This is a genomic window from Streptomyces tubercidicus, from assembly GCF_027497495.1.
Taxonomy (GTDB): domain Bacteria; phylum Actinomycetota; class Actinomycetes; order Streptomycetales; family Streptomycetaceae; genus Streptomyces; species Streptomyces tubercidicus.
The window spans coordinates 7,050,707-7,070,824 of record NZ_CP114205.1; the positions used below are offsets into that span (position 1 = coordinate 7,050,707).

Sequence of the window (20,118 nt, forward strand, 5' to 3'; positions counted from 1 at the left end):
GACAACCGGTGTCCGGTCAGCGGCCGGATGCCGGGGGACGGAGACAGCGTGGCGGACGAGATGCCAGGGCGAACCGACGCAGGGATACCAAGGACAGACGCCGAGATATCGGAGACATCAGGGATATCAGGGATACGCAGGGCCAGGAGGGCGGGCGGCGGCCCCGCGCCCTCGCCGTCCGCCAGCCGGCGTCACATGCTCGCGGCCACAACAGCGGCCGGGCTCGGACTGCTCACGGCCTGCGCGGGCACGTCCTCGCGGGCCGACTCCGCGTCCAGGGCCTCACCGCCGGGCGGGCCGGGCTCCTCCCCGTCGGGCGGCAGTGGCTCCCCAGGCCCGTCCGGCTCCGCGTCCTCCGCCCGCCCGAAGAAGCGGCGCCGCCCGGAACTCCCGCGTGGCGGAAGGGAGTTGTTCCCGCACTACCGGCTGGTCGGGTTCTGTGGCCTGCCCGGTGCGGCGGCGCTCGGCCGGCTCGGGACCGGCGACCCCGGGCGGCGGGCCGCCGAGGCGGAGAAGGTGGCGCACTCCTACGCGGCGGGACGCGAACCGCTGCCGGTCCTCGAACTCCTGGCGACGGTCGCCAACTCCTCGGCCGGCCCGGACGGCAAGTACCGCTCACGGACGCCCGCCGCCACCATCCGCCGCTTCCACCGGGTGGCGCGCGACCGGAAGGCGCTGCTGCTGTTGAACATCCAGCCGGGCCGGGCCGCGGTGCTCGACGAGGTCAAGGCGCTGCGTGACTGGCTCGTCCACCCGGACGTGGGGGTTGCCCTGGACCCGGAATGGGAGATGCGCTCCGGTGAGGTGCCGGGCGACACCTATGGGCATACGGACGGCCATGAGCTGACGAAGGTCGCCCGCTATCTGTCCGGCCTGGTCGAGAAGCACGATCTGCCGCAGAAGCCGCTGGTCTTCCATCAGGTCGCCACGTCCGTCGTGGGCGAGCAGTCGGCGCTGCGCCCCCAGCCCGGTGTGGCGCTGATCAAGAGCGCCGACGGTATCGGCTCGCCCGGCCTGAAGCGCGGGACCTGGCGCAAGCTGGTCAACGATCTGCCCGACGGCCTGCACACCGGCTTCAAGCTCTTCTACGAGGAGGACGCCGAGGGCAGCCGCCTCATGACACCGAAGGAGGTACTGGCCCTCCGGCCGCAGCCGGAGTACGTGATGTACGAGTGAGCGGGCATGTACGAGTGAGCGGCCCTGTGCGAGTGAGCCGCCAAGTACGGTGAGCCGTCCGGAACGCTCGGGTCCGGGCGGCTCGGGTCCGGGTGGCTGGGGTCCGGGTGGCGACGGTCCGCCGCCACCCGGCCCGCGCGGTCACGACGCCCGCTGATCCACCGTCAGTACGGATGCTTGTCCGGCCGGTTGGTCCATGCCGCATACGCATGGGCGCCCAGCTCGGGGTAGATCTGCGCGATCTTGATCCGGCGCTCGTCGAGCGGCCGCTGGAAGTCCTCGTACTGGAAGGTGTCGTCGAAGCCGATCCGCGCGGTGTCGTCCAGGTCGCAGCTGTAGTACACCGCGTCGATCCGTGACCAGTAGATGGCGCTCATGCACATCGGGCAGGGCGCGCCGCTGATGTAGATCGAGCAGCCCTGGAGCATCCGGGCGCGCTCGGGCACCGGGTCCGGTGACCCCTCGGGGCGGGGGACGTACGCCAGTGTGCTCTCGTTCTGGCGCTCCACGGCGATTGACGGCGCCTCAGGGTTGAGGATCTGGATGGCTTTCCGGATCGTCTCCATCTCGGCGTGGGCGGTGGGATCGCCGGTCAGCAGAACGCGGTTCTGCCCACGCGCCAGGATCTCCCCATTGCGGGTGAGCACCGCGCCGAACGGGCCGCCCCAGCCGTTCTCCACGGATTCCGTGGCCAGCCGTACGGCCTCTGCGAGGAGTTCTTTGTCTTCCATCACGGACTCTCCGATCGGCATCGATTCCGCTGCGGAACGGACCGGATAATTGCCCAATTTGCCCGGTAATTCCGTTATGCACTAGGCTACTCGATGTGAGTTCCCGTGCAAGCCGTGACTCCATGGCCGTCAATGCCACCGTCGTGACCTCGCAAAAGGTGCGCGCGGGCCGGGCCGATGAGTATCAGCGCTGGCAGGACCGGATGAATCAGGCGGCTCGTGAATTCGAGGGTTTTGTGGGCGCCGAGGTATATCCGCCAGGCGCAGGTGAAGTCAATGAATGGGTCACGGTATTCCGCTTTTCCACCATGGACTATTTGACCGCATGGCTGGGTTCGGACCACCGGCAGGAGTTGCTGGACGACGCGCGCGAACTCTTCGAAAGCCCCCCGAAGCAGGATGTGCTCCAGGGCGGCAGCGCCGCGGCTCCGGAGGCGGTCACGGCCGTGATCTCCCATGAGGTCAGGCCGGGCTGCGAAGAGGGATTTCTGAACTGGCAGCAGAAGACGCTCCGGGAGCAGGAGAAGGCGCCGGGCTTCATGGGGTCCGAGCTGTTCGAGCCGGTGGCGGGCGTACAGGAGAACTGGGTGGTCGTCTTCCGGTTCGAGTCGCGTGCGAATCTCGACGACTGGCTCGCCTCCGACGTACGCAAGGAGCTGTTGGAGGAGGGGCGCAACTACTTCACCGCCTACGACGTGCGCAAGGTCGGTTCGTCGTTCAGCGGCTGGTTCCGCTTCGACCACGGGCGGGACCGCAGCGCGCCGCCCAACTGGAAACAGGCCATGACCGTGCTGCTGGCGCTCTATCCGACGGTGATGGTGCTCAACCTGACCGTCGGATACGGACTGGAGAAACTCGGAATCCGGGAGTACATCGGCCTGTTCCTCTCCAATGTGCTGAGCGTCAGTGCGCTGACCTGGCTGCTGATGCCTATGGTGAACAGGGCGTTCGCCTTCTGGCTGGTGCCCGCGCGGGTCCGCACCCGCCGGGTGCAGCTGATGGGTATCGCGTTGGTGATGGTCTGTTACGTGGTCTTCATCGGCGTCTTCGGCCTGATCACCGGCCAGATCTGGTGAGGAGACCGCGATGCGCCCACGGGCACCGGGAGTTGCGGCGGCCATCGAGGGCACGCTGATCCGGCGGGGTGACCCCGGCTACGAGGGCGCCCGTACCGGCGCGGTGTGGAACGAGGCCACGCCCCCACGGTGCCCCGACGCCATCGTGCGGGCCGCCACCGAAGCGGATGTGGTGCACGCCGTTGCCTGGGCCCGTGCCCAGGGCCTGCGGGTCTCGATGCGCTCCGGCGGGCACAACTGGTCCGGCTCGCCCCTTCGCGACGGGGGCCTGCTGCTCGACCTCTCCGGGCTCCGGCAGTGCGGCATCACGCCCGCGCACGGCACCGGCCCGGCCACCGCCACGGTGGGACCCGGCGCCACCGGCCAGGATCTGGTCGCCGCCCTCACCCCGCATGACCTGGCCTTCCCCGTCGGACACTGTCCCACGGTGGCGGTCGGCGGATTCCTGCTCAGCGGCGGCCTCGGCTGGAACTCCCGTGCCTGGGGGGCGTCCTGCGCCGACGTACGGGAGATCCGGGCCGTCACCGCCGACGGGCGGACGGTCACCTGTAGCGACACCGAGTACCCCGACCTCTTCTGGGCCGCCCGGGGCGCCGGGCCGGGCTTCTGCGCGGCCGTCACCGGCTTCCGCCTCGCCCTGCACCCCCACCCCGCCGCGATCATGACGGCCGGCCTCACCTTCCCGCTGGCCGAGGTCACCCGGGTCACGGACTGGGCGGAGCCACTCGCCCGCCGCCTCCCGCCGTACGTGGAAACCGCCTTCGTCCTCGCGTCCTCCGGGCCGGCGACGGCCGATGCTCCCCGGGGGCCCCGGATCACGGTCGCCGCCACCGCGTTCGCCGCGACCGAGCACGAGGCCCGGCAGGCGCTGGAGCCGTTCGCCGACTGCCCCTTCGGCGCATGCGCCGTCACCCGGACGCCTCCCACCCCGGTCTCCTTCGCCGCCCTGCACGAGGGCGCGGCGGCGGTCTGGCCGCCCGCCCACCGGTATGCGGCGGACACCCTGTGGTCGCCGGAGAGCTACACCACCCAGCTGACCCGGATCGCCGACGCGGTCGCCCACGCCCCCTCCGGGAAGTCCCTGGTGCTCTCGCCCGTACAGCCCGTCTCCCAGGAACCCGCGCTGCTGCGGAACATGGCCTTCGCCCCGCTCGGCGCGTCCTATCTCGTCTGCTACGCGATCTGGGACGACCCGGCCGGGGACCGCGACAACGCGCGCTGGCTGCGGGACGCCATGGCCGCCGCGGACCCGCAGGGCGATGGCTGCCACTACATCGCCGAGACGGACCTGAAGGCCGACCCCGCACGGGCCCGGCGCTCCTACGCCCCGGCCACCTGGGACCGCCTGCAGGAGATCAAGGCACAGTGGGACCTGGAAAACCTCTTCCACTCCTACCTCGCTCCCTGAGGGCTCTTGCCTCGCCCCTTAAGGGCTGTCCCGCCGGGGAGCGGGGACGGCTCCCCGGGGGCACCATGGCCCTATGCTGCTGGCGCAACTCGCACAGGTGTCGGGGGAGGTCGCCGCGACACCGGCGCGTTCGCGGAAGATCGCGCTGCTGGCCGGGCTGTTCCGGGCCGCGGCGCCGGAGGACGTCCCGGTGGTCATCCCGTACCTCGCCGGACGGCTGCCCCAGGGGCGGATCGGCATCGGCTGGAGCGTGCTGCGGGAACCGGTGCCGGCCGCCGACCGCGCCACGCTGACCGTACGGGACGTGGATACCGCGCTGTCCGCCCTGGCCCGGGTCTCCGGGGCCGGGGCGCAAGAGGAGCGGCGCGGACTCGTCCGGGAGCTGCTGGCGGCGGCGACGGCGGAGGAGCAGCGGTTTCTGACCGGCCTGCTCACCGGCGAGGTACGGCAGGGCGCGCTGGACGCCATCGCGGCCGAAGGGCTCGCCGCCGCCACCGAGGTGCCCGCGGCGGACGTACGGCGCGCCGTGATGCTGGCGGGATCGCTGCCGGACGTGGCACGGGCGCTGCTCGCCGGCGGGCCGGCCGCGCTCGCGGAGTTCCGGCTCACCGTCGGCCGCCCCGTCGGGCCGATGCTGGCGCACAGCGCCAAGACGGTGGCCGAGGCGATCGACCGGCTCGGCGCCTGTGCCGTGGAAGAGAAGCTCGACGGCATCCGCATCCAGGTCCACCGCGACGGGCCGGACGTCCGGATCCACACCCGCACCCTGGACGAGGTCACCGACCGGCTCCCCGAGGTCACCGCGGTCGCCCGGGACCTGCCGGCCACCCGCTTCATCCTCGACGGCGAGGTGATCGCCCTGGACGGTGCGGGCCGGCCGGTGCCGTTCCAGCGGGTCGCCGGACGGTTCGGCTCACGGGTGGACGTCTCCGCTGCGCAGGCCGCGCTGCCGCTGTCCCCGGTCTTCTTCGACGTGCTGTCGGTCGACGGCCGCGACCTGCTGGAACTCCCCGGCGCACAGCGGCATACGGAGCTGGCCCGGCTGGTTCCCGAGCCGCTGCGGGTGCGCCGCCAGGTGGTCGGCGACCCGGCCGATGCCGCCGCCCGCGCCGCCGCCGAGGAGTTCTGGGCCGCGACCCTGCGCCGGGGCCATGAGGGCGTCGTGGTCAAGGCGCTGGACGCCCCCTACAGCGCGGGCCGCCGCGGCGCCGCCTGGCTGAAGGTCAAACCCGTACACACCCTGGATCTGGTGGTGCTGGCCGCGGAGTGGGGTCACGGCCGGCGCACCGGGAAGCTGTCCAACCTCCACCTCGGGGCGCGGTCTCCGGACGGCGGCTTCGTCATGCTGGGCAAGACGTTCAAGGGGCTCACCGATGCCACCCTCGGCTGGCAGACCGAGCGGCTGCAGCAGCTCGCGGTGGCGGACAACGGCCATGTCGTGACGGTGCGTCCGGAACTCGTGGTCGAGATCGCCTACGACGGGCTGCAGACCTCCTCGCGCTACCCGGCGGGGGTGACCCTGCGCTTCGCGCGCGTGGTGCGCTACCGGGAGGACAAGACCGCGGCCGAGGCGGACACCGTCGAGACGGTGCTCACCGCGCACGACAGCGGGGAACCGTGACCGGCATGGCCGGGAAGCGCAGCGCCGGACTGCTGCTGTACCGGGGCACGGCGGACGGGTTCGAGGTGCTGCTGGCGCATATGGGCGGGCCGTTGTGGGAGCGGCGGGACGCGGGGGCGTGGTCGGTGCCCAAGGGCGAGTACGTACCGCCGGAGGAGGCGTGGGACGCGGCCCGGCGGGAGTTCGAGGAGGAGCTGGGCCTGCCGCCGCCGGAAGGGCGGTTTCTCCCGCTGGGCGAGGCCCGCCAGTCGGGCGGCAAGGTGGTGACGGTCTGGGCCGTCGAGAGCGATCTCGATCCCGGGCGGGTGGTGCCCGGCACCTTCGAGATGGAGTGGCCGCGCGGATCCGGGGTGCTCCGCACCTTCCCCGAGATCGACCGGGTGTCCTGGTGCGGCCCGCAGGAGGCGCGCATACGGATGGTGACGGGCCAGCGGGTGTTCCTGGAGCGGCTGGCGGTACGGCTCGCGAGCGGGGACTGACCGCGGGCGCCGTGCACTCCCCGGCTTCACCACCCGCGCAGCGACATGCCTCAACTCGCCCTGGACACCTCCGTTCCCCACCGGCAATCTGGCGGCGGGGCCGTTCGACCTGGCCCCGAACGGGGCCCTGGCAACGGGGTCATGAGCATGCCGCGGGGGCCGCATGTTGCGTATTCACTTCGAAGAACGGGATATCGCGCGGGTGCAGATAGCCGCCGAACCCGATCCGCTGTGGGAAACGGTGCTCGCCCTGCACCATGTCGCACCAACGGGCCGGGGGGTACCGGTCTACGGCGCCTGGCGCGCTCGGGCCCGCCGCGAACTCGACGCCCGGGGGCTGACCCGCGCCGCCCGGCTGATCAGCGCACTGGCCCCGGCCGACGCCCGCTACTTCCCGGACTTCCTCACCCCGGACGCGGCCCGCGACGGGCTGGCCGCGGGGCTGGCGGCGCTGCGGGACACCTCCCCGGTCCGGCTGACCGCGGAGTGCGCGCGGGCCGCGCTGCCGGACCGGCTCCCGCGCTGGAGCGCCGCACTGGCCGCCGGGAGCCGGGAGCCGCTCGATGAGCTGGCCCGCGCGTTCCAGGAGGTGCACCGCGCGGTGATAGCTCCCGACTGGACGGAGGCGGCGGTCACCGTCGACTCCGACCGCGGTGCCCGCGCCCGCGCCTTCTGCCGGGGCGGCGTCGACGGCATGCTCAACAGCCTCCGCCCCGCACTCCGTTGGGAGCCACCGTGGCTGTATGTCGACTATCCCCAGGACCGCGAACTGCGGCTGGGCGGGCGCGGGCTGCGGCTGATCCCGTCCCACTTCTGCTGGCGAAGACCCATCGCCCTCGCCGACCCCGCCCTGCCGCCGGTCCTGGTCTACCCCGTGGAACACTCCACGGCCTGGGCCCCGGCCACCACCCGCAGCTGCCATCCGCAGGCGCTGTCCACCCTCCTCGGCCGCACCCGGGCCCGTATCCTCGCCGCCCTCGACGCACCGGCCACCACGGGCGAACTGGCCCGCCGCTTACGGGTCTCCGCCCCCTCGGCCAGCGAGCACGTGAGCGCCCTGCGGGAGGCCAATCTGGCCCGCAGCCGCCGCGACGGCGGTTCGGTCGTCCACGCCCTCACCCCGCTCGGCACGGCGCTGCTGCACGGCGAGCTGGCTCCGGTGCGGCTGCCGCATTGAGCCCCCTACTGACGGGCCAAGGACCGGGTGATGCCCGTCGCGATCGTCGTGGCCAGCGTCCAGCCCGTGATGACCAGCAGATACGAGAGCCACTGGTACCAGCCCCGCGGCGCGAAGGCCCCCTCCTGTCCGAAGCCGATGATCGGCATCAGCAGATCGAGGGTGTAGAAGAACGGGTTGAAGTCGGGGGCCTCGTCGCTCTTCAGCGGACGCGGCGGGTGCAGGGCGAAAGCGACGGCGCCGATCAGCAGCAGCGCCAGCAACCAGCCGGCGGCGCGCATCGGACGGAAGCCGTAGCCGACCGTGGCGTCCTGAAGGTGACCCCAGATCTTGGCGTACCAGGGCAGGGTGCGGCGGTGGCGCCGGAGTTTGGCCAACTGGACGGTGCGGGCGGCGGCTTCGTCCCCGGCCGTACGGTAGGCGCCGGCGAGCTGCTCGTACGAGTACGACACATAGCCCGCGCGCTCGCGCTCCAGGACCGGGAGCCGTTCCTCGGCGGGAAGGTGCGGGAGCAGCGAACCGTAGGTGAGCCGGTCCAGCTTGACCTCGTCCGGCCAGACCTCCGGCGGGACGTACAGGACATCGAACTGGGCGCGGCGCAGATTCACCGTGCCCACCACGGGCTTCGCCTCGCGCAGCCACATCTCGCCCGCGACGCAGCTGCTGACGCGTAACGCGACCCCACCCGGGTTGGCGAGGGCGGCATAGGCGAAATTGAGCTGGCCACCGATCCGGGCGCCGCGCAGATCGACCCGGCCGTGGGCACACAGCCGCATCGCGTGCACATCGGTGCCGACGCTGAGGGTCTCGGCCTCCAGCGCATGACCGCCGGGGGCGCTGAGCCGCGCGTCGTCGAGTGTGATCTGTCCGCCGACGGTGGCGCCGTTCAGCCGGATCCGGCCGTGGGCGACCAGGCCGGGCGCCCAGAGGTCGGTGCCGATATCGGCGTGGTTCAGCTGGAGGACCGGCTCCTCCGGCGGCTCCGTGGCGGCCGGATCGCCGAAGTGGGAGCCGTTGGCGAAGACCGCACCGGATACTTGCGCCCCGGCCAGCCGCACCGGCCCCGTGATACGGCAGCAGGTGAGGCGCAGCACGCCGTCGACATGGAGGTGTCCGGCCGTGAGCCCCGGCAGGACCGAGTCGTTCAGCGCCAGGATGCGCAGCTGCGCGCCGTACAGATCCGGGGTCTCCTCGAAGTAGCAGGACCGCAGCCGCACCGGGTGCCCAACCCTGCCGTATTTGAGGTTCAGTTCCCCGGTGATGCGGGCGCCCCACAGCTTCAGCCCCGCTATCTCGCCGTCCCGTGACGGCCCGTTGAGCAGCAGCACCCGGAGCACCGCGGCGCGCACGGTCCGCTCGGGGCCCCAGGCGGCGCCGGTGGCGGGGTCTTCGTCGGCGCTCTCCCGGAAGTCGACGCCCTCGCCGAGGGGGAACGCCTGCCAGACACGGCGTTCCGCTGGGGTGAGCCTGGTGATCTCCACCGGCCGGATGCTGTCGCGTGGGTGTACGAACTGTCAACCAAGAGCTGTGCGGCGGGCCTTGCTTTCCCCGCGCCTCCATGGAGTCGGCCCGGGGCGGGCCTTGCGAACCCGCCCCGGGCCCGGTTCACGGCCGTACCAGGATCTTCCGCCCCTCGCCCGCCCGGAAGCGGCCCAGCGCCTCCGCGTAGCGGTCCAGCGGGAGCCGGTCGCTGATGAAGATCTCCGGGTCCAGGGTGCCCGCCGCGAAGAGTTCCGCGGCGCGTTCATAGCTGTGCAGGACGGCCATCGAGCCGGTGATGGTGATCTCCTGGTTGTAGATGCGGTAGGGCTCGATGGTGGCGCGGGCGGCGTAGTCGGCGACGCCGAACTGGAGGAAGGTGCCGCCCTTGCCGACCCGCCCCAGCGCGTCCTGGATGGCGTGCTCATTGCCGGTGGCGTCGATCACCACGTCCCAGCCGCGCGGGCGGTCCAGCTCGTGGGCGGAACCGGCCGCGGCGCTGCACCCCAGGGTGCGGGCGGTGGCCAGCCGCTGCGGGTTGATGTCGACGACATCGACCCCGGCCGCACCGGTGCGCTTGGCGAGTTCGAGCATCATCAGGCCCATCGTGCCCGAGCCGTAGATCAGGACCCGGGTGCCCAACTGCTGGGAGCGCAGGATGTCGTAGCCGCGGACGGCGCAGGAGAGCGGCTCGATCAGCGCCGCGTCCTCGGTGCGGATGTGATCGGGCAGCTTGACGCAGTTCCCGACCGGGGCCACGGCGAACTCGGCGGCGCCGCCCGCCGTGGTCACCCCGATGGCCGCCCAGCGCTCACAGAGGTTGTTGCGGCCGATGCGGCAGTAGTGGCACTCGAAGCAGTAGAGCGACGGGTCGACGGCCACCCGGTCGCCCTCGGCGAACTCGGTGACCGCGCTGCCGGTGGCCACGACCGTACCGGCGAACTCATGGCCCGGCACGACCGGCAGGGTGGGCGCGAACTCGCCCTGGAGGATGTGCAGATCGGTGCCGCACAGCCCGCACGCGGCGACCGAGACCACGACCTCGCGGGGGCCGGGCGCCGGGTCCTCGACGGTGGCGACCTCGACGGTGCCGGGGGCGCTGATCACTGCGGCTTTCATTTCACGGCTCCAAGCGACAGGCCCTGGACGAGTTTGTCCTGGGCGGCGAACCCGGCGACGATCACCGGGAGGGAGATGACGGTGGCGGCGGCGCACACCTTGGCCAGGAACAGGCCCTGGCTGGTGACGAGTCCGGTCAGGAACACCGGCGAGGTGCCGGCCACGATCCCGGTCAGGACCCGGGCGAACAGCAGCTCGTTCCAGCTGAAGATGAACGAGATCAGGGCGGTGGCCGCGATGCCCGGCATGGCGACCGGCGCCACGATCCGGGTCAGGGTGCAGGTCAGCCCCGCCCCGTCGATCGAGGCGGCCTCCAGCATCTCCACCGGGACCTCGGCGAGGAACGAGCGCATCATCCACACCGCGATCGGCAGATTCATCGAGGTGTAGAGCAGGACCAGCAGCCAGATGCTGTCCAGCATCCCGGTGTTCTGCGCGACCAGGTAGACCGGCAGCAGCCCGGCCACCAGCGGCAGCATCTTCGTGGACAGGAAGAAGAAGAGGACATCGCTCCATTTGCGCACCGGCTTGATGGCCAGGGCGTAGGCGGCGGGTATCGCCAGCAGCAGCACCAGCACGGTGGCGACGACGGAGGCGGTCAGTGAGTTGATCAGCGGCGGCCAGGGGCTGACGCCGCTGTCCGCGCCGAAGAACTCGCGGTAGCCGTGCAGACTCAGCCCGGCGCCGACGCTCGGCGGGTTGGTCGCCGCGTCCGTCTCGCTGTGGAAGGACGTCAGCACCATCCAGGCGACGGGCAGGAAGAAGCCGATCCCGCACAGCCAGGCCGTCAGGCCCAGCAGGGTGCCGGTGCGGCGCCGGCGCCGTGTAGCGGGGGAGCCGGTACGGCGCGGGGCCAGGGGGCTGCGGTTCATCGGGTGACCTCCTCGCGCAGCAGGGACGAGACGGTGCGCAGCGCGAAGGTCGCCACCAGCAGCGAACACAGCACCACCACGACGCCCTGTGCGGACGCCCGTCCGTAGTCATGGGCCTGGTAGAAGGTCTGGTAGATGGTGTATGGAAGGTTGGCCGTGCCGAGGCCGCCGGACGTGATGGTGAACACCGCGTCGAAGTTCTGCACGACGTACACCGTGCCCAGCAGCGCGGCCAGTTCGAGGTAGCGGCGCAGATGCGGCAGGGTCAGATAGCGGAAGATGTCGAAGGCGGACGCGCCGTCCATCCGGGCCGCCTCGATCGCGTCCGTCGCCCGGCTCTGCAGCCCGGCCAGCAGGATCAGCATCATGAACGGCGTCCACTGCCAGATCAGCGACACCTCCACCGCGGCCAGCGGGGAGTCGGTCATCCAGTCCGGCTGCGGCGGATCGTCGCTGCCGAACAGCCGCCAGATCCAGGTCAGCGAACCATTGAGCAGCCCGTACGAGGCGTTGTACAGCGCATGCTTCCACAACAGCGCGGAGGCGACGGGGACGACCAGGAACGGCGTGATGAGCAGGGTGCGGACGATGCCGCGGCCGCGGAAACCACGGTCCAGCAGCAGCGCCAGAACCAGCCCGAGCAGCAGGCTGACCAGCACCACGGTCACGGTCAGCAGCACCGTCGTGCCCACCGAGGCCCGCATCGCGGGATCGGTGAAGACGGCCCGGTAGTTGTCGAAGGCGGCGAAGCCGCGGTTCTCCGGCGCGAGTGCGTTCCAGCGGGTGAAGGAGATCACCACGGTGGCCACGAACGGGAGTTGGGTGACGATCACGAGGAAGACCAGCGCGGGCAGCAGCGGGGCGCGGCGGGCCCAGTTCTTCGCCCGCTCGGTGCGGCGGGCGCGGGCCGCCGGGCCACCGCCGCGCCGCACGGCGGACGCCTCGGCCCCGGGGGCCGGTTCAGCGGTCCGTATAGGCATCGGACACCTCCTGCGCCGGTCGCTTGCTGTTCCTCAGGGCTTCGGACACGCTCTGCTTCCCGGCGATGGCCGAGCTGATCTCGTGCGAGACCTTGGTGCCCAGGTCGGCGAACTCGGGGATACCGAGGAACTGGATCCCGGGGGCCGGGCGTTGCTGTACGCCGGGGTCGCCGGGCCGGGCCGAGCTGATCGCCCGCTCGGTCGGGCCGGCGAACGCTCCCGACGCCTTGACATAGGCCGGATCGCGGTAGAGGGAGGCCCGCTTGCCGCCGGGCACCTTCGACCAGCCCAGTTCGCGGCCCACCAGCTTTTCGTAGCTCTTGCCCGAGGCCCAGCGGATGAACTTCCAGGCCGCGTCCTGGTGCGTACTGGCCTTCTGGATGCCCCACGCCCAGGTGTAGAGCCAGCCCGCGTCCCGGGTCCGCTCCACCGGCGCCGGTGCGTAGCCGACCTTGCCCGCGACCTTGGAGTCCGCGCCCTCCAGCGAACCGGCGCCGGCCGTCGCGTCGTACCACATGGCGACCTTGCCCTGCTGCATGTCGTTGAGGCACTCGGTGTAGCCGGCCTGCGGCGCGCCCGCCTCGCCGTGTTTGCGGACCAGGTCCACATAGAACCGGGTGGCCCGGGTGAATTCCGGGCTGTCGACCTGCGGCTTCCAGTCCTTGGTGAACCAGGTCCCGCCGAAGGTGTTGACGACGGTGGTCAGCGGGGCGCCGAGCTGGCCCCAGCCCGGCTGGCCGCGCAGACAGATCCCCTTCATGCCCTTGCGGAAGCCGTCCAGCTTCGCCGCCAGGGCGGCCACCTGGTGCCAGGTGGGCTTCGCGGGCATGGTCAGCCCGGCCTCCTTGAGGAGGTCCTTGCGGTACATCAGGAACGAGGACTCGCCGTAGAAGGGCTGCGCGTAGATCTTGCCGTCGGCGGCCGTGAGGGAGGAGCGGACCGGGGGAAGGATGTCGCCCTGGTCGAACTCGCGGTCCTTGGCGGCGCGGGTCCCCAGCTCGGTCAGCCAGCCGTTGCGGGCGTAGATGGGCGTCTCGTAGTTGCTGACGCTCGCCACGTCGTACTGCCCGGCCTGGCTGGAGAAGTCCTGGCTCATCTTGTCGCGCAGATCGTCCTCCGGCAGCACGGTGAAGTTGACCTTGATGCCGGTCTCCTTGGTGAAGTGCTCGGCGGTGAGCCGCTGCAGATCCACCATCTGCGGGTTGTTGACCATCAGGACGTTGATGCTGTCGCGGCTCTCATTGCCCGCGTCGCCGGCACCGCGGTAACAGCCGGCGGTGGACAGGGCGAGGGCCACGGCGAGGGCGGTCAGCCCAAGGGAGCGGCCGCCGCCGGGTCCGGGGGATCGTGCTCTCACGGCTCGTACCTTTCTGGGGACAAGGGGGACGCGCATGTCCGGCGCGTGCCGCACAAGCGGCGGTTCCTGGGCGTACGGGCCTGTTCGCGGGTACGCCCGGGAGCCGTCCGACGGCCGGCGGTGCGGGCCCGGCCTTCGGCGGTCAGCTGTGGGGGATGTGGTGCCGCGGTGCGGGGCCGGTCGTCCGGCGGCCCCGGCCGCGGTCAGACCCGGAGCACCTGCGGCCCCAGGAGCGAATAGCGATGCGCCTCCGGCGCGGACAGCCCCGCGTCGGTGACGATCGTGTCGAAATCACGGACCTCGGCGAACCGGCAGAAGCTGCTGGCGCCGAACTTGCTGTGCACCCCGACCAGCACCCGCCGCCGCGAGGAGCGCACGGCCTGCTCCTTCACCTCGGCGACCGCCGGATCAGGCGTGGTCAGACCGTGCTCCCGGGAGACACCGTTCGCCCCCAGGAACGCCAGGTCGATCACGAACCGGGCGAGCATGTCGCGGGCCCAGGAGCCCACCGTCGCCTGGGTCCCGGAGCGTACCCGGCCGCCGGCCAGCAGCACCGTGGTCGATTCGGACGCGGCGACCAGCGAGGCGGTCCGCAGCGATGCGGTGATCACGGTCAGCGGGCGGTCGGTGGGCAGCAGCGTGGCGACCAGCTCCGGGGTGTAGCCCTCGTCGACGAAGACCGTCTCGGCCTCGCCGACCAGCGCCGCGGCGGCCGCCGCGATCCGGCGCTTCTCGTCCACCTGCAAGGTTTCCCGCCGGGCCAGCGTGGTCTCGAACCCGGCGCTCTCGACCGGATACGCCGCGCCGTGCGTACGCCGGATCAGGCCCCGGCGCTCCAGCTCGCTCAGATCGCGCCGGACGGTCTCGCGGGCGACCCCGAACTCCGACGCGGCCTCGGTGACCTCGATCCGGCCGTGCTGCCGGGCGAGCGCGAGGATGCGTTGTTGGCGTTCCTCGGCCCTCATGGCTCACTCCTGCCGCTTTCTGGGTGGTTCCGGTCTGCGTTCGGTCACGGAGCTGCCCGTTTCCGCCCGCATCAGGTTTATAGCAACCAGGACGTCGCGAAAGGGTGCCCGTAACGGCAAAAAACCTGACCGTTTTTGCCCGCTTCGGGGCGCTGTCAGCTTGGCCGTATGCACGAACGGGTGCCCGTATGGCGCATGGGGAGGGTCCGTCCGGGCACTGCGGGCCGCGGCGCTGTCCGGGCGGGCCCGTGGTGCGCCGGGGGGCCGCCGCGGGTGGTGCAGTCGGCGGCGGCGCTTAGTCTGGACGGCATGAGCTCGGAGATGCGGTCGTTGGCGGTCACTGCGATCGTGCAGGCGGAAGAGTGCGCGGTGCTGCGTGTGAGTGGGGAGCTGGACCTCCGCACCGAGCAGGCGTTTCTTGCCGAGGCACGGTCGGTGGTCTCGGCCGGACACCGCTATCTGGTGCTCGATCTGACCGCCCTGCGCTTCTGTGACTCACGGGGGCTGAGCTGCCTGCTCGCCCTGGAGTGGCTCTGCCGGCGGCTGGAGGGCAGGCTGCTGCTGGCCTCACTCGGCGTACGGATGCTGCGGCTGCTGGTCGGCACCCAGTCCCTCGGCGTCTTCTCCTGCTACCCCACGGTCGGCCATGCGCTGACCGCGGTCCCCGACGCCACCCGCCCGGCGTGGCCGCCCGCGGTCGAGGACCCGTCCGCGGGAGCCGATCCGTCCGCGGGGGCCGGCCCGTCCGCAGGGGCCGACGACGCCTGAGGGCGCGCGACGGGCGGCTACTCGGCCCGGCCGAGGTCCTGGACGAGCGTGGGGGAGGGGCGGGGAATCTCGCCGAAGTCCTCGTCGTCGCTGTCCACGACGAGGCGGTTGATCACACTCTCCAGAGCGGTCGGCAGGGTCGGGGCGAGCCCGCTGTGCCACTGGACGAGGAGATTGTGCCGGGCCGCGTCCGGCAGCAGCTGCTTCTCGTCGAACGCGGCCACCGAGCGGCGCTCCTCGTCCGGCGCGTGCGCGGCCTGCTCGCGCCAGTAGGCGGCGTCGCGGTACTCGCCGTTGCGGCGGTGCGAGAGATACAGGCAATACGCGGCCGTCCGGCTGCCGGCGCCGGCCCCGAAGTGCCACCAGAAGTGCGCCGCGTCGGTCCGCCCGGTGATGTGCAGCAGACAGGCGAAGACCAGCGCGCCCTCCGGGTCGATGTGGTGGTCGTTGACCAGCCGCTCCAGGCTCGCCGCTGCCGCCGCGGCATTGACGACCAGCGCACAGGCCAGCTGGAGCTCATGGGTGGCCTCGTCACGGGCGCTGGGATAGGTGCTGGGCGCGCCCTGGTCGGCCCGGACCTGCCGCGGAACACGGTCGGCCGCCGCCCCCGCGCACCGGGACGCGCCGAGGGCGCTGAGCGCCCCCGCGTCATCGAGGTCGCGGAACCCGGCGAGATCATCGATACCGGACACCGCCGCGGCCGCGCTGAGCAGCGTCTCGACGGTCTCCCTGCGGTCGGCGGGGCGGGTGTGCCACATGGTCAGTTCCCCCTTGCGTTTCCCTGATCGATACCGAGCGCGGCGGCGAGTTTGCGCTTGCCGCGGCTCGCATAGGAGCGGACGGTGACTTCGTCGACGCCGAGCAGCGAGCCGATCTGGGCGTCGCTGTACCCGATGACATGGCGCAGCACGATCACATCGCACTGCCGCTCCGGCAGCCGGGCAATGGCCGCATACAGCCCCAACTGGCTCTCCAGCATGGCGAATTGCTGCTGGCACTCGCGCAGCAGGGCATGGGTGACGACGGCGAAGGCGGCGGTTTCGGTGAGCGCGGTCGGCTGGTGGTGGTCGTACAGCCACTCCACGACGCGTTCCTTGAGGACCGACCAGGCGTACGCCTCCACCGACGCCTGCCGCAGCGCATGCGGCCACAGCCGGCTGAGCTGCCCGTACGCCGCCTGGGTCACCTCACGGGCCGCGGCCTCACTGCCCGTGTGCAGATAGGCGTAGGTCAGCCACTTCCGTGCATGCGTGGCCAGGAACGCCTCAAAAGTGATCGACAGTCGGCGGTCGAACGGGGTCGAAGCGGAGGGCGGGAGCGAGCAGCGGGGGAGTGGAGATAACTCCGCGCTACGGACATGCGCCGGAGCGCACGCCGGCAGCGGTCGGTCCCGGTCTGCGCTCACGAGCGTCCTCGTTCCGTTGACAAGCACCGAGCCGGGCGACAAGGAGCCGTCGGCCACGGGAGAGCGGTTGCTCTCACCTTCCAATGAACCGGAAAGTGAGCCCATTTGTGGCATCGCTACGGCAAAAATCTGCCGCTGCGTATTCATATGACTACGCATGACGCTGGCACGTGACCACTCGTGACGGTGGCATGGCGGCCCATCAGGGGCCGCGCCAGGAGTGCTTCGGAATGATCCATGATTTACGGGGCAGCGCCCCCAACGGCCGGGCGCACAACGGCCTTTGGGGCGCTCTCCGGGGCACACGGCGCGCGAAACGGGCATCATGGTGCGCGGGGCAGGCGCCGAGCAGCACGCCGTACCGGGGAGGCAGCGCACGATGAGCGAGCACGATTCCGTGGTGGACCTACAGCTGGACCGGGCCCACTCGTCCCGGATCTATGACTACTTCCTGGGGGGCAAGACCAACTTCCTGGCCGACCGGATGGCCGCCGGAAGAGTGCTGGGAGTCTTCCCCGCCGCGCTGGTCGCCGCCCGCATCAACCGGGAGTTCATGCACCGCGCCACCCGGGCCCTCGCCGCCTCCGGTCTCCGGCAGTTCCTCGACATCGGCACCGGCATCCCCACTCCGCCGAACCTCCACGACATCGCCCAGGGCATCGCCCCCGACGCCCGGGTCGTCTACACCGACAACGACCCGATCGTCCTCGCGCACGCCGCGGCCCTGCTGCTGAGCACCGCCGAGGGCCGCACCGCGTACGTCCAGGCCGACGTCAACGACCCCGCGGGCATCCTCACCGCACCACAGCTCCTCGACACCCTCGATCTGACCCGCCCGGTCGCGCTCAGCCTGAACGCGCTGATGCACTTCGTCCCCGACGACGGACAGGACCGCGCCCACACCATCGTCGAGACCCTCAAGGCCGCACTCCCCAGCGGCAGCACCCTGGCGCTGAGCCATGCCACCCCGGACTTCAGCCCCGAGGCGATGCGGCAGATCGTCACGATCTACGGCGCGACGGGCACCCGGCTCCAGTTCCGCTCCCGCGCCGAGGTCCTGCGCTTCTTCGACGGCTGGGAACTGCTGGAACCGGGCCTCACACTCTCCCACCAGTGGCGCCCCGACCACCCCGAGGACGCCACCCATGTCACCGACGCGGAGGCCGCCTGTTACGCGGGCGTCGCCCGCAAACCCTGAGCCCGGCGGCCTCGCGCGGTGCCGCTCACTCCTTCCGGTAGCCGTACGCCTCCCCGGCCGCCGCCGCGACCGCGTCCAGGTCCGCCCCGGCCGAGGCGGTGACCACGGCGGCCACCGCGCCCTCCACGAACGGCGCGTCCACCAGCCGTGCGCCCTCGGGGAGTTCGTCCCCCTCGGCGATCAGGGCCTTCACGGTCAGTACGGCGCTGCCCAGATCGACCAGGATCGCCACGCCCGCGCCACGGTCCACCGTCCGCGCCGCCTCGGTGATCAGCTCCGCGCTCGTGCCGAGACCGCCGTCCGGGGTGCCGCCCGCGGCGGCCACCGGCACCGTGTCCCCGCCGCCGGCCAGGCCGGTCGCCAGCGCCGCCACCGACTCCGCGACCGGCCCGCTGTGCGACACCAGCACCACGCCGACCGGCGCGCCCGCGCCGCCGCCCGTCTCCGCGCTCACTTGGCCACCTCCGCCAGCGTCGCGAACAGCAGCGCCGAGGACGTCGCTCCCGGATCCTGATGCCCGATGCTGCGCTCGCCCAGATAGCTCGCCCGGCCCTTTCTGGCCTGCATCGGTACGGTGGCCAGCGCGCCCTCCTGGGCGGCCGCGGCCGCCGCGTCGAAGGAGTCCGCCAGCGCCACGACGCCGGGCGTCAGCGCGTCGAGCATCGTCTTGTCACCCGGCGCCGAACCGCCGAGCTGGCCCACCGCGGTCACCCCGGCGGCCAGCGCCGACCGCAGCTCCTCCGGCGACGCCTGCGGCGCCTCGCCCAGCGCCTTGCCGGCCCGCCGCAGCAGCGTCCCGTAGAGCGGTCCGGACGCGCCGCCCACACTGGAGATCAACTGCCGTCCGGCGGCGATCAGTACCGCACCGGGCGTCGCCGGGGGCTCCGTCTCCAGCACCTTGACCACGGCCGCGAAGCCGCGCTGCATATTCCTTCCGTGGTCGGCGTCACCGATGGGCGAGTCCAGCTCGGTGAGCCGGTCGGCCTCCCGGTCGATGACGGCGGCCGCCGCCGTCATCCAGCGTACGAAGAACGCGGCATCCAGCACCGTTTCGGACACGGACCACTCTCCTTGGTTGTTCACGCACTGAGTAAGAAAGCGACAGGGGGACGGGACAGGGGATGCGTAGGGCCGCTCAGCGCCCCCAGCGGAGCCCCGCCGTCTCCACCGGCGCGTCCCACAGCCGCAGCAGCTCCCCGTCGACCTGGCACAGCGTCACCGAGCAGCCCGCCATGTCCAGCGAGGTCACATAGTTCCCGACGAGCGTGCGGGCCACCGCCACGCCCCGCTCGTCGAGCACCCGGCGGACCTCCGCGTTGAATCCGTACAGCTCCAGCAGCGGTGTCGCCCCCATGCCGTTGACCAGCACCAGCACCGGCAGCCGCGGGTCCAGATCCTCCAGAATCGCGTCCACCGCGAAGTCCGCGATCTCGTGCGAGGTCATCATCGCGCGCCGCTCCCGCCCCGGCTCGCCGTGGATCCCGACCCCCAACTCCAGCTCCCCGGCCGGGAGATCGAACGTCGGGCTGCCCTTCGCCGGGGTCGTACAGGCGCTCAGCGCCACCCCGAAGCTGCGCGACGACGCCACGACCTGCCGGGCCAGCGCCTCCACCCGCTCCAGCGGCATGCCCTCCTCGGCCGCCGCACCGGCGATCTTCTCCACGAAGAGCGTCGCTCCGGTGCCGCGCCGCCCCGCCGTGAACGTCGAGTCGGTCACCGCGACATCGTCATCGATGAGCACACTGGCCACCTGCACCCCCTCGTCCTCCGCCAGCTCCGCCGCCATCTGGAAGTTGAGGACGTCCCCGGTGTAGTTCTTCACCAAGAACAGCACACCCTGGCCGCTGTCCACGGCCGCCGCGGCGCGCACCATCTGGTCGGGCACCGGCGAGGTGAAGACCTCACCCGGACAGGCGGCGTCCAGCATGCCGGGCCCGACGAACCCCCCGTGCAGCGGCTCATGCCCACTGCCGCCCCCGGACACCAGCGCCACCTTGTCCGCCACCGGCGCGTCCCGCCGCACGATCACCCGGTTCTCGGCATCCACCACCAGCTCGGGGTGCGCCGCGGCCATCCCCCGCAGCGCATCGGTGACCACGGTCTCGGCGACGTTGATCAGCATCTTCACGGGTACCTCCGGGTGGAAATTGCAGCCGGGTCTCTGCCTTGTGTTCTACCAGGTGAGAGTCTGTTTGTCTGGTGTCGATCTTGGTGAATCCAGGCGACCGGCGACCGGGCCGGGCGGTGCCGCCGCTGACCTCGGCCGCAGGGCCCGCACCCGTACGGGCGCGGAGTTCGGAGGCTGCG

General features: G+C 71.7%; 20 protein-coding genes. 8 read left to right on the forward strand and 12 right to left on the reverse strand.

Annotated features, from left to right (window positions below; genetic code table 11):
- Positions 1-195: 195 nt before the first annotated feature.
- Positions 196-1,176: a hypothetical protein gene (locus STRTU_RS30830; protein WP_246241536.1), complete on the forward strand. Its 981-nt coding sequence runs from the start codon at positions 196-198 to the stop codon at positions 1,174-1,176.
- A 164-nt stretch (positions 1,177-1,340) separates the two neighbouring features.
- On the opposite strand, the gene STRTU_RS30835 is transcribed toward STRTU_RS30830, so the two are convergent.
- A complete protein-coding gene (locus tag STRTU_RS30835) occupies positions 1,341-1,907 on the reverse strand; it encodes a nucleoside deaminase (protein ID WP_159749749.1) in 567 nt (188 codons plus the stop codon).
- A gap of 95 nt (positions 1,908-2,002) precedes the next feature.
- On the opposite strand from STRTU_RS30835, the gene STRTU_RS30840 reads away from it, so the two are divergent.
- The 5 genes from STRTU_RS30840 to STRTU_RS30860 all read left to right on the forward strand — a co-directional run bounded on the left by STRTU_RS30840 (position 2,003) and on the right by STRTU_RS30860 (position 7,668).
- Positions 2,003-2,983 (forward strand): antibiotic biosynthesis monooxygenase, encoded by a 981-nt coding sequence (locus tag STRTU_RS30840; protein ID WP_246241538.1) that lies wholly within the window; start codon positions 2,003-2,005, stop codon positions 2,981-2,983.
- A 10-nt stretch (positions 2,984-2,993) separates the two neighbouring features.
- Positions 2,994-4,391 carry an FAD-binding oxidoreductase gene (locus STRTU_RS30845; protein ID WP_159748243.1) on the forward strand — a complete coding sequence of 466 codons (1,398 nt, stop codon included), beginning with the start codon at positions 2,994-2,996 and terminating at the stop codon, positions 4,389-4,391.
- A gap of 73 nt (positions 4,392-4,464) precedes the next feature.
- Complete coding sequence (locus tag STRTU_RS30850) at positions 4,465-6,012, forward strand: ATP-dependent DNA ligase (protein WP_159748245.1); 1,548 nt, start codon at positions 4,465-4,467, stop codon at positions 6,010-6,012.
- A 5-nt stretch (positions 6,013-6,017) separates the two neighbouring features.
- On the forward strand, positions 6,018-6,491 hold the full coding sequence (locus STRTU_RS30855; RefSeq protein ID WP_159748247.1) for an NUDIX hydrolase: 474 nt from the start codon (positions 6,018-6,020) through the stop codon (positions 6,489-6,491).
- 163 nt (positions 6,492-6,654) lie between these two features.
- Positions 6,655-7,668 (forward strand): winged helix-turn-helix domain-containing protein, encoded by a 1,014-nt coding sequence (locus STRTU_RS30860; protein WP_159748249.1) that lies wholly within the window; start codon positions 6,655-6,657, stop codon positions 7,666-7,668.
- A 5-nt stretch (positions 7,669-7,673) separates the two neighbouring features.
- Here STRTU_RS30860 and STRTU_RS30865 read toward each other — a convergent pair whose 3' ends face one another.
- The 6 genes from STRTU_RS30865 to STRTU_RS30890 all read right to left on the reverse strand — a co-directional run bounded on the left by STRTU_RS30865 (position 7,674) and on the right by STRTU_RS30890 (position 14,440).
- Positions 7,674-9,149, reverse strand: coding sequence for a membrane-associated oxidoreductase (locus STRTU_RS30865; protein ID WP_159748251.1), 1,476 nt, complete (start codon positions 9,147-9,149; stop codon positions 7,674-7,676).
- Between the two features lie 124 nt (positions 9,150-9,273).
- A complete protein-coding gene (locus STRTU_RS30870; protein WP_159748253.1) occupies positions 9,274-10,266 on the reverse strand; it encodes a zinc-dependent alcohol dehydrogenase family protein in 993 nt (330 codons plus the stop codon).
- Positions 10,263-11,138 (reverse strand): carbohydrate ABC transporter permease, encoded by an 876-nt coding sequence (locus STRTU_RS30875; protein ID WP_159748255.1) that lies wholly within the window; start codon positions 11,136-11,138, stop codon positions 10,263-10,265. The genes STRTU_RS30870 and STRTU_RS30875 overlap by 4 nt, the downstream gene beginning before the upstream one ends.
- On the reverse strand, positions 11,135-12,118 hold the full coding sequence (locus STRTU_RS30880; protein WP_159748257.1) for a carbohydrate ABC transporter permease: 984 nt from the start codon (positions 12,116-12,118) through the stop codon (positions 11,135-11,137). The genes STRTU_RS30875 and STRTU_RS30880 overlap by 4 nt, the downstream gene beginning before the upstream one ends.
- Positions 12,099-13,475 carry an ABC transporter substrate-binding protein gene (locus STRTU_RS30885; protein ID WP_159748259.1) on the reverse strand — a complete coding sequence of 459 codons (1,377 nt, stop codon included), beginning with the start codon at positions 13,473-13,475 and terminating at the stop codon, positions 12,099-12,101. Before STRTU_RS30885 ends, STRTU_RS30880 begins: the two co-directional genes overlap by 20 nt.
- Before the next feature lie 203 nt (positions 13,476-13,678).
- Positions 13,679-14,440, reverse strand: coding sequence for a DeoR/GlpR family DNA-binding transcription regulator (locus STRTU_RS30890; RefSeq protein ID WP_159748261.1), 762 nt, complete (start codon positions 14,438-14,440; stop codon positions 13,679-13,681).
- A gap of 309 nt (positions 14,441-14,749) precedes the next feature.
- Here STRTU_RS30890 and STRTU_RS30895 point away from each other — a divergent pair, with 309 nt between their 5' ends.
- Positions 14,750-15,208 carry an STAS domain-containing protein gene (locus STRTU_RS30895; protein WP_246241540.1) on the forward strand — a complete coding sequence of 153 codons (459 nt, stop codon included), beginning with the start codon at positions 14,750-14,752 and terminating at the stop codon, positions 15,206-15,208.
- A 17-nt stretch (positions 15,209-15,225) separates the two neighbouring features.
- Here STRTU_RS30895 and STRTU_RS30900 read toward each other — a convergent pair whose 3' ends face one another.
- Entirely contained in the window at positions 15,226-15,966 is a 741-nt protein-coding gene (locus tag STRTU_RS30900) for a hypothetical protein (RefSeq protein WP_159748263.1), read from the reverse strand.
- A 2-nt stretch (positions 15,967-15,968) separates the two neighbouring features.
- Positions 15,969-16,613 (reverse strand): RNA polymerase sigma factor, encoded by a 645-nt coding sequence (locus tag STRTU_RS30905; protein WP_159748265.1) that lies wholly within the window; start codon positions 16,611-16,613, stop codon positions 15,969-15,971.
- Positions 16,614-16,992: 379 nt separating this feature from the next.
- Here STRTU_RS30905 and STRTU_RS30910 point away from each other — a divergent pair, with 379 nt between their 5' ends.
- Complete coding sequence (locus tag STRTU_RS30910) at positions 16,993-17,811, forward strand: SAM-dependent methyltransferase (protein ID WP_159748267.1); 819 nt, start codon at positions 16,993-16,995, stop codon at positions 17,809-17,811.
- Between the two features lie 25 nt (positions 17,812-17,836).
- Here STRTU_RS30910 and dhaM read toward each other — a convergent pair whose 3' ends face one another.
- The 3 genes from dhaM to dhaK form a co-directional block, all read right to left on the reverse strand.
- Positions 17,837-18,265: a dihydroxyacetone kinase phosphoryl donor subunit DhaM gene (dhaM, locus tag STRTU_RS30915; protein WP_159748269.1), complete on the reverse strand. Its 429-nt coding sequence runs from the start codon at positions 18,263-18,265 to the stop codon at positions 17,837-17,839.
- A complete protein-coding gene (gene dhaL / locus STRTU_RS30920; protein WP_159749755.1) occupies positions 18,262-18,858 on the reverse strand; it encodes a dihydroxyacetone kinase subunit DhaL in 597 nt (198 codons plus the stop codon). The genes dhaM and dhaL overlap by 4 nt, the downstream gene beginning before the upstream one ends.
- Before the next feature lie 88 nt (positions 18,859-18,946).
- On the reverse strand, positions 18,947-19,939 hold the full coding sequence (gene dhaK / locus STRTU_RS30925; protein ID WP_159748271.1) for a dihydroxyacetone kinase subunit DhaK: 993 nt from the start codon (positions 19,937-19,939) through the stop codon (positions 18,947-18,949).
- Between the last annotated feature and the right edge of the window lie 179 nt (positions 19,940-20,118).

Bases quoted from the DNA above. Each gene is read 5' to 3' on its own strand.
- STRTU_RS30850 (WP_159748245.1), top strand. From the start codon at position 4,465: ATGCTGCTGGCGCAACTCGCACAGGTGTCGGGGGAGGTCGCCGCGACA.
- STRTU_RS30890 (WP_159748261.1), bottom strand. From the start codon at position 14,440: ATGAGGGCCGAGGAACGCCAACAACGCATCCTCGCGCTCGCCCGGCAG.
- STRTU_RS30895 (WP_246241540.1), top strand. From the start codon at position 14,750: ATGAGCTCGGAGATGCGGTCGTTGGCGGTCACTGCGATCGTGCAGGCG.
- STRTU_RS30900 (WP_159748263.1), bottom strand. From the start codon at position 15,966: ATGTGGCACACCCGCCCCGCCGACCGCAGGGAGACCGTCGAGACGCTG.
- STRTU_RS30910 (WP_159748267.1), top strand. From the start codon at position 16,993: ATGAGCGAGCACGATTCCGTGGTGGACCTACAGCTGGACCGGGCCCAC.
- STRTU_RS30860 (WP_159748249.1), top strand. From the start codon at position 6,655: ATGTTGCGTATTCACTTCGAAGAACGGGATATCGCGCGGGTGCAGATA.
- STRTU_RS30835 (WP_159749749.1), bottom strand. From the start codon at position 1,907: ATGGAAGACAAAGAACTCCTCGCAGAGGCCGTACGGCTGGCCACGGAA.
- STRTU_RS30845 (WP_159748243.1), top strand. From the start codon at position 2,994: ATGCGCCCACGGGCACCGGGAGTTGCGGCGGCCATCGAGGGCACGCTG.
- STRTU_RS30855 (WP_159748247.1), top strand. From the start codon at position 6,018: ATGGCCGGGAAGCGCAGCGCCGGACTGCTGCTGTACCGGGGCACGGCG.
- STRTU_RS30870 (WP_159748253.1), bottom strand. From the start codon at position 10,266: ATGAAAGCCGCAGTGATCAGCGCCCCCGGCACCGTCGAGGTCGCCACC.
- STRTU_RS30830 (WP_246241536.1), top strand. From the start codon at position 196: ATGCTCGCGGCCACAACAGCGGCCGGGCTCGGACTGCTCACGGCCTGC.
- STRTU_RS30880 (WP_159748257.1), bottom strand. From the start codon at position 12,118: ATGCCTATACGGACCGCTGAACCGGCCCCCGGGGCCGAGGCGTCCGCC.
- STRTU_RS30875 (WP_159748255.1), bottom strand. From the start codon at position 11,138: ATGAACCGCAGCCCCCTGGCCCCGCGCCGTACCGGCTCCCCCGCTACA.